Here is a 9,467-nt window from a genome sequence, read left to right as displayed (position 1 = left end):
CCACACACCACCATGCTATTATTTTACATAATATATATTATCAATCTAGCGGACCGGGCCACGGAAGACTCATATCTATGAACGACGCGACGCCCACGGCCAGTCCCCCGAGCGAGATCGAGCGATTGCTGGCGATCATGGCGCGACTGCGCGATCCGCAAACCGGCTGCGAATGGGATGTGGCGCAGGACTTCGACACGATTGCGCCTTACACGATCGAGGAAGCCTACGAAGTCGCAGACGCGATCGAGCGCCGCGATATGGCCGATCTCAAGTCGGAACTGGGCGACCTGCTACTCCAGGTCGTCTTTCATGCCCGAATGGCGGAAGAAGCCGGGCATTTCGGTTTCGCCGATGTCGCCCGCGCCATCTCCGACAAAATGGAAGCGCGCCATCCGCATATCTTCGGCGACGAGACCGGCGTGATGGACAATGCGCGCTGGGAGGATATCAAGGCGGCCGAGCGTGAAGATGATGGCGCGAGCAGCGCGATGGACGGTGTTGCCAAGGCGCTTCCCGCCCTGATGCGATCCGAGAAGCTGCAAAAGCGGGCAGCACGCGTAGGCTTCGAATGGCACGACCAGAAGGGGCCGCGTGATAAACTCGCTGAAGAACTTGAGGAATTGGATGCGGCGAGCCCCGACGAACGCCTTGTCGAAGCCGGCGACGTCCTGTTCGTGGCGGTCAACATCGTCCGGCGCTACGGCGTCGATGCGGAAAGCGCGCTTAAGGCGTCCAACGCCAAGTTCGAGCGCCGTTTTCGCGCGATGGAAGCCTTCGCACGGGCCGATGGCGCGGACTTCGGCGCGCTGAGCCTCGAAGCGCAGGAAGGCTATTGGCAGGCCGTCAAGCGTTCGGAAAAATAAGCTTCTTACAGTGCTATAGGCTTGCGAATTGACCCAATTCCTTAGGGTTCAGCCGCACGATCATCCGCCGCAGAGGGCCCTCCTCCCCTTCCCCGGCATCGGCCTCGTCCAGGACGTCGCCATGCGCATGCAGCCAGGCAATCTTGCGTCCGTCGGAAAGGGGCACGGTCAGCGTCACTTCTTTCGCTTGCTCGGTCAGCAATTCGGCGATCGCGGCCTCGAACTCCTCCATGCCGGCCCCGCTCGCCGCCGAAACCAGCACGGCGTCCTGAGCATCGGCAGCATCGCGCAACGCAGCGTGGCGATCCTCGTCCAGGAGGTCCGCCTTGTTCCAAACTTCGAGGATCGGCACCGCGCTCTCGCCGGTCTCACGGTCGACGACTTCGAGATCGGCGAGCACGTCCATCACCTGCTTCTTCTGCGCCGCATATGCAGGATTTGCCATGTCGCGCACGTGACAGATGACGTCGGCGCCCGTTACCTCCTCGAGCGTCGCGCGAAAGGCGGCGACGAGCTGGGTCGGCAGGTCGGAGATGAAGCCCACGGTGTCCGAAAGGATCGCCTTTTCAACGCCGGGCAGGCCGATCGCGCGCATCGTGGGATCGAGCGTTGCGAAGAGCAGATCCTCGGCCATCACTTCGGCGCCGGTCAACCGATTGAAGAGCGTCGATTTGCCCGCATTGGTATATCCGACCAACGCGATCACCGGCCAGGGCGCTCGCCCGCGACGTTCGCGGTGGAGCGCCCGGGTCTTGCGGACCTGTTCGAGTTCGCGGCGAAGGCGCGCCATGCGCTGCCGGATCATCCGGCGGTCGGCCTCGATCTGGGTTTCGCCGGGTCCGCCGAGAAAGCCGAAGCCACCGCGTTGCCGCTCAAGGTGGGTCCAGCTGCGCACCAGGCGGCTTTGCTGGTAATCGAGATGCGCCAGCTCGACCTGCAGGCGCCCTTCCGCGGTAGCTGCGCGTTCACCGAAGATCTCGAGGATCAGTCCGGTGCGGTCGATCACCTTGCGCTTCAGCCTGTCTTCGAGATTGCGCTGCTGGATCGGACTCAGCGCGCCGTCGACGATGACGAGTTCGCACTCATGCTGTTCGCACAGCACCGCGATATTCTCGACCTGGCCCGATCCGAACAGCGTGTTTGGCTGCATCTGGCGGATGGGAAGAATCATCGAATGGGCGATGACCACGCCGATCGCGAGCGCCAATCCCTCGGCCTCGGCGAGCCGTTCGGCGGCATCGAGATCGTAGCTGGCGCTGCGGATATCCGGGCACACGACGAGGCAGCGCGCTCCGCGCGTCACCTCGTCCATCAAGGTTTCATCGAAGCTCAGTAGTCGGCCCCATATTCGCCGTCGCCATCGTCGCCATCGTCGCCGTCATCATCATAGGCGTCGTCACCGTCGAAATCGTCCGCTTCCGCCCCGGCCTTCTCGCCTCCCCCTTCAGAAAGATCGACCGGGCTGGCCGGCTGGATGGTGGAGACGGCGTGCTTGTAGGCGAGCTGAACCGCGCCGTCGCGTTCGAGCAGCATGCAGAACAGATCGTAGGCAGCGATCCGCCCCTGGAGCATAACGCCGTTGACGAGGAACATCGTCACCTGGACATGCGCCTCGCTCACTCGGCTGAGGAACACATCCTGCAGCAGGCGGTGCTTGCCGGATGCCGTGCGGTTTTCGAACTGCCCAGCATCAACGGCCCCGCTGGGCATGATGGTGGAGACCGCATGCTTGTAGACGAGCTGCGACTGTCCGTCGCGGCGCAGCAGGATCGAGAAATTGTCGAACCAGGTGACGATCCCCTGAAGCTTCACACCCTTGACGAGGAACATCGTCACCGGGACCTTGTTCTTGCGCAGGAGATTGAGGAAGGCGTCCTGCAGGCTCCCCTGCGCCTTCCCGCCGCCACCGCCACCGCTACCACCGCCGCTGCCACGCTGCGGCGCGCCGCCCTCCCCCTCGGAACGGTTCGGGCGGGGGCGCGGTGAGAGGGTTCGGGAGGTGGGCATTGCAGTGCTCCTGTTCTTGGCGGCCGTCCTTACGGTCCGCGGGCGGCATCGCGCTGGACCGCCCTACGTATAGGTTGTCCAGTCGCAATTCATCCGACATCATGCCGAACCCAGCGAAGGGGCGCAACGCTTCTATTGAGCGCAGCGCCATTGCGGTTCGATGACGGGCACCGCGGGAAAGAGCGGATCTATCCCTTGCGATGCGCCTCGCGCCGTTCGGCCATGCCGAGCAGCTTCAGCTTGCGATGCAGGGCCGAGCGTTCCATGCCGATGAAGGTCGCCGTCTTGGAGATGTTGCCTGAAAAGCGGCGGATCTGGATCGAGAGATATTCTCGCTCGAAACTCTCGCGCGCCTCGCGCAGGGGCACCCCCATCATGGTCGTGAGGCCCGCGCCCTGCCCTGCAAGCCGCCCGCCGGTGATCTCGCTCGGCAACATGTCGGTCTCGACCACGGTCAGCCGCTCGCGCGGGGTCATGATGATTGTGCGCTCGACGACGTTGCGCAGCTGGCGCACATTGCCCGGCCAGTCATAGGCCTGGAGCGCGGCCATCGCCTCTTCGCTGATTTCGGGCGGGGCAATACCCTGATCGCTCGAATAACGGGTGAAGAAATGTTCGGCGAGCGCAGGGATATCGTCGCGCCGATCAGCGAGCGAAGGGATTGCCACCGGCACGACATTGAGCCGGTAGAACAGGTCTTCGCGAAAGCGCTTCTCCTCCATCTCGACCGCGAGATCGCGCGAAGTCGAGGATACGACGCGCACGTCGACCCCGATCTGGCGAATGCCGCCGACGCGCACGAAGCTCTGCTCGGTCAGTACGCGCAATATGCGCGCCTGGGTCGACAGGGGCATGTCGGCGACCTCATCGAGATAGAGCGTGCCGCCGTCGGCCATTTCGAGCAGGCCCGGGCGCACCTGTTTGCCGCCCGCTTCCTCGCCGAACAGCTCCTGCTCGAAGCGTTCGGGTGTGATACGCGCCGAATTGACCAGCACGAACGCCCCCTGCGCCCGGTTGCTCCAGCCATGCAACATCCGCGCGGCGACTTCCTTCCCGGCGCCAGCGGGGCCGGAAATGAGCACCCGGCTGCCGGTGTTGGCTACTCGCTTGAGCGTGGCCCGCACCGTGTTGATCGCGGGCGAATTGCCGGTGAAATCGCCGCTATTCCAGCTCGATCCACGCAGCTGGCTGTTCTCGCGCCGCAGCCGCTCGGTTTCGGTCGCCCGTTCGACCAGCAGCAGCAAGCGTTCGGCCTCGAACGGCTTCTCGATGAAGTCCATCGCCCCGCGCCCCACAGCAGAGACGGCGGTGTCGATATTGCCATGGCCCGAAAAGATGATGACCGGCAGATCGGGCTCGCGGACCTTGATCGCATCGAGCGTTTCGAGCCCGTCCATATCGCTGCCGTGCAGCCACACGTCGAGCAGGACGAGGCTGGGCCGGCGTTCGTCAACCGCGGCCAGCGCGCTGGTTGAATCGGCGGCGGTGCGGCATTCGTAACCTTCGTCGCCGAGAACGCCTGCCACCAATTCGCGAATATCGCGTTCGTCGTCGACAATTAGAATATCGAGCGCCATCGGCGTCTCCTATCGGGCAGTGGTGTTTCGAATGGGCGGTGTGCGCGGGGGACGAGGCCGTGACGGTGCATCAACTGTGCTCCACGTCAGGTTCGGGATTGCGGGCGAAGCGCAAGGTCACGCGCGTGCCGCCGTTCTCGGCGCTGGCAAAGCTCATGTCCCCGCCATGTTCTTCGACGATCTTGCGAACGATGGCGAGGCCGAGGCCGGTGCCTTTTTCGCGCGTGGTGACATAGGGTTCGACGATCCGCTCGCGATCTTGCGGCAGGCCGATGCCGTTATCCTCGACGACGATCGCGATGCGCGGGCCATCGTCACGCATCGTGACCCCGATCGCGCCCCGGTAATCGGCACTCTCGTCGTGCGCCTCTCGCTCCGCGCGCGCCTCCACCGCTTCGACGGCATTCTTGAGGACGTTGGTCATCGCCTGACCGAGCTGATGGCGATCGCAATGGATCTCGCGTTCGCTCAACTCGTCTGGCGAGATCGCGAAGGCGATGGCGGGATGCGCGACCTCCTGCAGGAACACCGCCTGACGCACCAGGTCGAGCGCGTCCTCGGCGCGGAAGACGGGCTTGGGCAGCCGCGCGAAGGAGGAAAATTCGTCGACCATTTTCCTGAGATCGCCGACCTGGCGCACGATCGTGCTGGTCAGCTCGTCGAACAGGGCCTCGTCCTCGGGCTCGATCTGCTTGCGATAGCGGCGCTTCAAACGCTCGGTCGCCAGCTGGATCGGGGTCAGCGGGTTCTTGATCTCATGCGCGATCCGCCGCGCGACGTCCGACCAGGCGGCCTGGCGCTGATCGAGCAACTGGCGGGTAATGTCCTCGAAGGTAATCACGCTGCCGCTGGTGCCGGGCGCGACCTTGACCGCGAGGGTTGAGAGTTCGCCATTCTTGGCATGAGTGACTATCGCGCGTTCGCGGGAATCGCGCACCATCTGGTCGATCTCGGGCGAAAGCGCGCCAAGCGACTGCCCTTCCAGCGGCCCCTCGTCCCCTTGCGACAGCAGCGCCTGCGCCGATCCGTTGACCAGCAGCACGCGGTTTTCGTCGTCGACCGAGATCACCCCGGCCGTCACCGATTGCAGCACCGCTTCCATGAAGGCGCGCCGATCGTCGATCTGGCGGTTGGCGCTGACCAGCGCGTCGGTCTGTTTTTCGAGCTGCGCGGTCATGCGGTTGAAGGCGCGGTTCAACAGGCCGATCTCGTCAGAGCCGGTGCGCCCTTCGACCCGCAGCGCGAAATTGCCCTGCCCCACCTTGCGCGCCGCGCCGACCAGATCGGTCAGCGGCTCGACCTGCCGATCGGCGAAGCGCAGCGCGAACCACACCGCCATGCCGACCAGCAGCAGGCTCACCGCGACCAGCGCGACGTTGAAGCGCAGCTGCAAGGTGCGAGCCTCGCGGGTGAGGGTTTCGTAAGCGGTGCCGATCGCCTGCGCCCGCTCCCAGGAATTGAACATCGTCTCCTCGGTGGTGCGGGCGTTATAGAGGTAGATGCCGCTCTCCCGGTCGATCGGCGCGATCGCCGCGATGCGCTCGGCGCTGCCTTCGACGACCACGAATTGCCCTTGATCGAGCTCAGGTAATGCGGCGGCACTGAATGCGAGCGGGCTGTTGTCCTCCATCAGATTTATGATCGCCGCGGTGCGAAGGCTGCCGTCAGGCAGGCGCTGGAGGATCGCGCTTTCGCTAATCTCGCGGCCCTGCGCCTGGAAGGCATAGAAATCGGGGAAGTCGGGATCGCTGAGCGGAACGCGGCGCAGGATGTCGCCCATATCGACCGCCATGGTGATGGTGTGCTGCTCGACGTCGCGCTGGTTCGAATCGTAATAGCTCTGGGCGAGCTGATTGGCGTTCTCGAGGAGCCCGCGCGAATCGTCGGAAAACCAGAAGGCGACCCCGGTCTGGAACAGGAAGGCGGCGAAGCCCGCGACAAGCAGCGTGGGAACCGCGGCGAGCACCGAGAAGAAGAAGACGAGCCGGACATGCAGCCGCGCCGTGCTGCCCGCTGCGCGGCTCATGGCGAGGCGGCGCCCGATTAATACGAGGATGGTCATAGCGGGCACCAACACCGCGACCAGTAGCAGCGAAACCTGAAGGGAGGGCAGCGCGCCCTCCTTCTCCGGTTCGCCCGAATAGGCGATATAATTGCCGATAACCGCCGCGATCAGCGCGATCAGCGCAGCGATTTCGAGCAGGCGGATGACATTCGCGCGGCGCGCGATAACGGCGAAGCGTCGGCGCCAGCGTGGCGAGTGCCTTATATCGGACATGTCGCTTTCGCCGGGCGGAGAGGTTGATGGCGCGGGCGTATGTTCGCGCCTGTCGGGCGACGCAATCTCGCCGGACGCCATCGGCGTCGCACCTGTCGGGGCGATCGAACTCTCCATTCTTGCCCGTTACAGCCAGCCTGTTGCAAACGTGCAAGTCAAAAGTGACATTAAAGTCGCGATTGTGCGTCAGACTGGTCTGGCAAAGCGGTCAGGTTCGATCTTGAGGTCGGTAATCCGCTTGCGCAAAGTGTTGCGATTGATGCCGAGCAGCTTGGCCGCGCGCAGCTGGTTGCCGCCCGTCCGGCCCAACGCATGTTCGAGCAGCGGCTTTTCGAATGCGGCGATCGCGCCCGCATAAAGCGCGCCGGCCGCCGGCTCTTCGCGTGCGATCCAGCTTTCCAGCGCCAGCGCGATCTGATTCTTCGCTTCGCCCTCACCCTCCCCGGCCAGCGGACGCTCGTCGCCGAGCGCGTCGCCGAGGCTGTCCTCATCGATCACGTCATCGCGGCTCATCAAGGCGAGCCGGTAGATCACGTTTTTTAGCTCGCGCACATTCCCGCGCCAGTAACGGTTTTCCAGAGCGGCAAGTGCGCCCTGCGACAATTGCCGGCGCGGCAGGCCATCCTCCGCCGCGAGGCCCAAGAAATGCTGGGCCAGCACCTCAATGTCCTCGCGGCGATCGCGCAGCGGCGGAAGCTCGATCGGGACAACGTTCAGCCGGTAATAGAGGTCTTCGCGAAACCCGCCTGCCTCGATCATCGGGACGAGATCGCGATTGGTCGCCGCGATGATGCGCACGTCGACCGCGATCTCCTGGCGTCCACCCACGCGCCGGATACGCCCCGATTGCAGCGCGCGCAGCAGCCGGGTCTGCGCTTCGGCGGGCATGTCGCCGATCTCGTCCAGAAACAGGGTGCCGCCATTGGCCTGCTCGAACTTGCCGATCGCCTGCGCGACCGCTCCGGTGAAGGCGCCTTTCTCGTGTCCGAACAGCTCGCTTTCGATCAGGTCGTGCGGGATGGCGGCGGTGTTTACGGGCACGAAGGGACCCGTGCGGCGGCTGCCGAGTTGATGGATGGCCTCTGCGACCAGCTCCTTGCCGGTGCCGCTTTCGCCGGTGACGAGCACGGTCAGATCGTTGCGCAGGACCCGCGTGATCATCCGGTAGACACCCTGCATCGCCGGACTGCGCCCGACCAGCGGCATGCCGTCGCCCTCGCGCGGTCCGCCAGCGGCCTCGTCCTCGCTCCGTGGCCCCACCGCCTGCCACACCGCGCGCACCAGTTCGTCGAGATCGAAGGGTTTGGGAAAATATTCGAAGGCCTCGCGCTCGCTCGCGCGCACCGCCGTGTCGAGCGTGTTCTGCGCGCTCAGCACGATGACGGGCATATCGGACGCCACCTCGCGCACCGCGGCTAGGCTTTCGAGCCCGTCGCCGTCCTCGAGCACCACGTCGCTCAGCATCAAGTCGAATTCCTGCGATGCGAGCAGCGCATCGCGCTCCTTTATCGAAGCACAGCGCGCCAGCTCGAACCCCTCGTCCTCGAGCGCGGCGGTGATGACGGTGGCGATGGCGCTGTCGTCTTCCACCAGGAGTATCGAACCGGGCATTGTTGCGCTTCCTTACGACCTTGGGGATTCGGCGAGCGGCAGGTGCAGGCGGAAATGGGTGAGGCCCGCACGGCCATCGCGCTCGTGGCTGATCGAACCGTTCATGTCGCGCACCAGCTTGCGCACGAGCGCGAGGCCGAGCCCCTGCCCGGACGGTTTGGACGAGACGAAGGGGTCGAAGATATGGTCGCGCAGCGCCGGATCGATCCCCGCGCCATTGTCACTGACGGTGATTTCGATCGGCAGGCGCACCGCGCGGCCGAGCCGCACGGCGCTGAAGGCGAAGCCGCTGACGAAGCGAGTCTGCACACTCACCCGCGCCTCGGGCTCGCCCGACGCCGCCTCGCGCGCATTGGCGATAAGGTTGAGCAGCACCTGTTCGAGCGCGTCGCGATTGGCGAGCACGGGCGGGAGCGAGGGGTCGAATTCCTCGCAGATCGGTACGTCCGGTCCGTTCCCGGCCCGCAGGGTGGCGATGGCGGAGCGGATCGCCTCATGCGGGTTGCACGGCTCGCACGCCTCGCTGCCACGCGCGCCCAGCTGCTGCATCCGATCGATCAGGCGCGCGATCCGATCCACCTCGTCGGTGATCATGCGCGCGAGTTTCTTGTCGGCGAGCGGCAGCTTGCGCGCCGCCAGCTGCGCCGCTCCGCGGATCGCGGCGAGCGGGTTCTTGATCTCATGCGCGAGGATCGAGGGTGCGCCGCGCGAGGATGTGGCGTCGTCGTCCCCGCCGGCCTCGCCGTGCCCCGTGTCGGACAGGGTGACAACTCGCCAGCCTGGATGCGTGCCGAGCGCGGAGACGGTCATGTTGATGCGCTTTTCCGCGCCCGCTGCGGCGATGGCAATGTCGCGGGCGACCAGCGCCGCCTCGTTGTCGCCGAGCCGATATTCGACCCGGGCATCGAGCGGGCCGACAATCTCGGTGAGGCCGCGTCCGACCATCCGTCTGACGCCGAGGCCGAGCAAGTTTTCCGCCGCCTGGTTCGCCTCGGCGATCCGGCCTTCGGGATCGATGACTAGCAACGCGAAGATAAGCCCGGCGATCTGGCTTTCGGCGCCGGGGCGGGCGGGGTCGGTGAAGCGCTTTGCCTGCGTGGAAGCGCCTGGCCCCCCAGCCCCCTCCAT

The 9,467-nt window shown here is 65.2% G+C and carries 7 protein-coding genes; 1 reads left to right on the top strand and 6 read right to left on the bottom strand.

Annotation, left to right across the window (positions count from 1 at the left end; translation table 11 throughout):
• Nucleotides 1-77: 77 nt before the first annotated feature.
• Complete coding sequence (gene mazG, locus V2I30_RS07690) at nucleotides 78-866, top strand: nucleoside triphosphate pyrophosphohydrolase (RefSeq protein WP_330661530.1); 789 nt, start codon at nucleotides 78-80, stop codon at nucleotides 864-866.
• 13 nt (nucleotides 867-879) lie between these two features.
• Here the strand turns inward: mazG and hflX are convergent, their stop codons facing one another.
• The 6 genes from hflX to V2I30_RS07660 all read right to left on the bottom strand — a co-directional run bounded on the left by hflX (nucleotide 880) and on the right by V2I30_RS07660 (nucleotide 9,467).
• The gene (gene hflX / locus V2I30_RS07685) at nucleotides 880-2,178 is read right to left on the bottom strand and encodes a GTPase HflX (protein WP_330661529.1); all 1,299 of its coding nucleotides are present in this window, start codon (nucleotides 2,176-2,178) and stop codon (nucleotides 880-882) included.
• 17 nt (nucleotides 2,179-2,195) lie between these two features.
• Nucleotides 2,196-2,873, bottom strand: a complete 678-nt coding sequence (gene hfq / locus V2I30_RS07680) for an RNA chaperone Hfq (RefSeq protein ID WP_330661528.1) — start codon at nucleotides 2,871-2,873, stop codon at nucleotides 2,196-2,198.
• Between the two features lie 188 nt (nucleotides 2,874-3,061).
• Nucleotides 3,062-4,450 (bottom strand): nitrogen assimilation response regulator NtrX, encoded by a 1,389-nt coding sequence (gene ntrX, locus V2I30_RS07675; protein WP_330661527.1) that lies wholly within the window; start codon nucleotides 4,448-4,450, stop codon nucleotides 3,062-3,064.
• A 70-nt stretch (nucleotides 4,451-4,520) separates the two neighbouring features.
• Complete coding sequence (locus tag V2I30_RS07670) at nucleotides 4,521-6,728, bottom strand: sensor histidine kinase (protein ID WP_330661643.1); 2,208 nt, start codon at nucleotides 6,726-6,728, stop codon at nucleotides 4,521-4,523.
• Nucleotides 6,729-6,914: 186 nt separating this feature from the next.
• Nucleotides 6,915-8,339, bottom strand: a complete 1,425-nt coding sequence (locus tag V2I30_RS07665) for a sigma-54-dependent transcriptional regulator (protein ID WP_330661526.1) — start codon at nucleotides 8,337-8,339, stop codon at nucleotides 6,915-6,917.
• A gap of 12 nt (nucleotides 8,340-8,351) precedes the next feature.
• Entirely contained in the window at nucleotides 8,352-9,467 is a 1,116-nt protein-coding gene (locus V2I30_RS07660; RefSeq protein ID WP_330661525.1) for a two-component system sensor histidine kinase NtrB, read from the bottom strand.

This window comes from Erythrobacter sp., from assembly GCF_036351135.1.
In the GTDB taxonomy this organism is placed as follows: domain Bacteria; phylum Pseudomonadota; class Alphaproteobacteria; order Sphingomonadales; family Sphingomonadaceae; genus Erythrobacter.
Note: the sequence above shows the minus strand (reverse complement) of the source record. Positions and strands in the feature narration are given on the sequence as shown.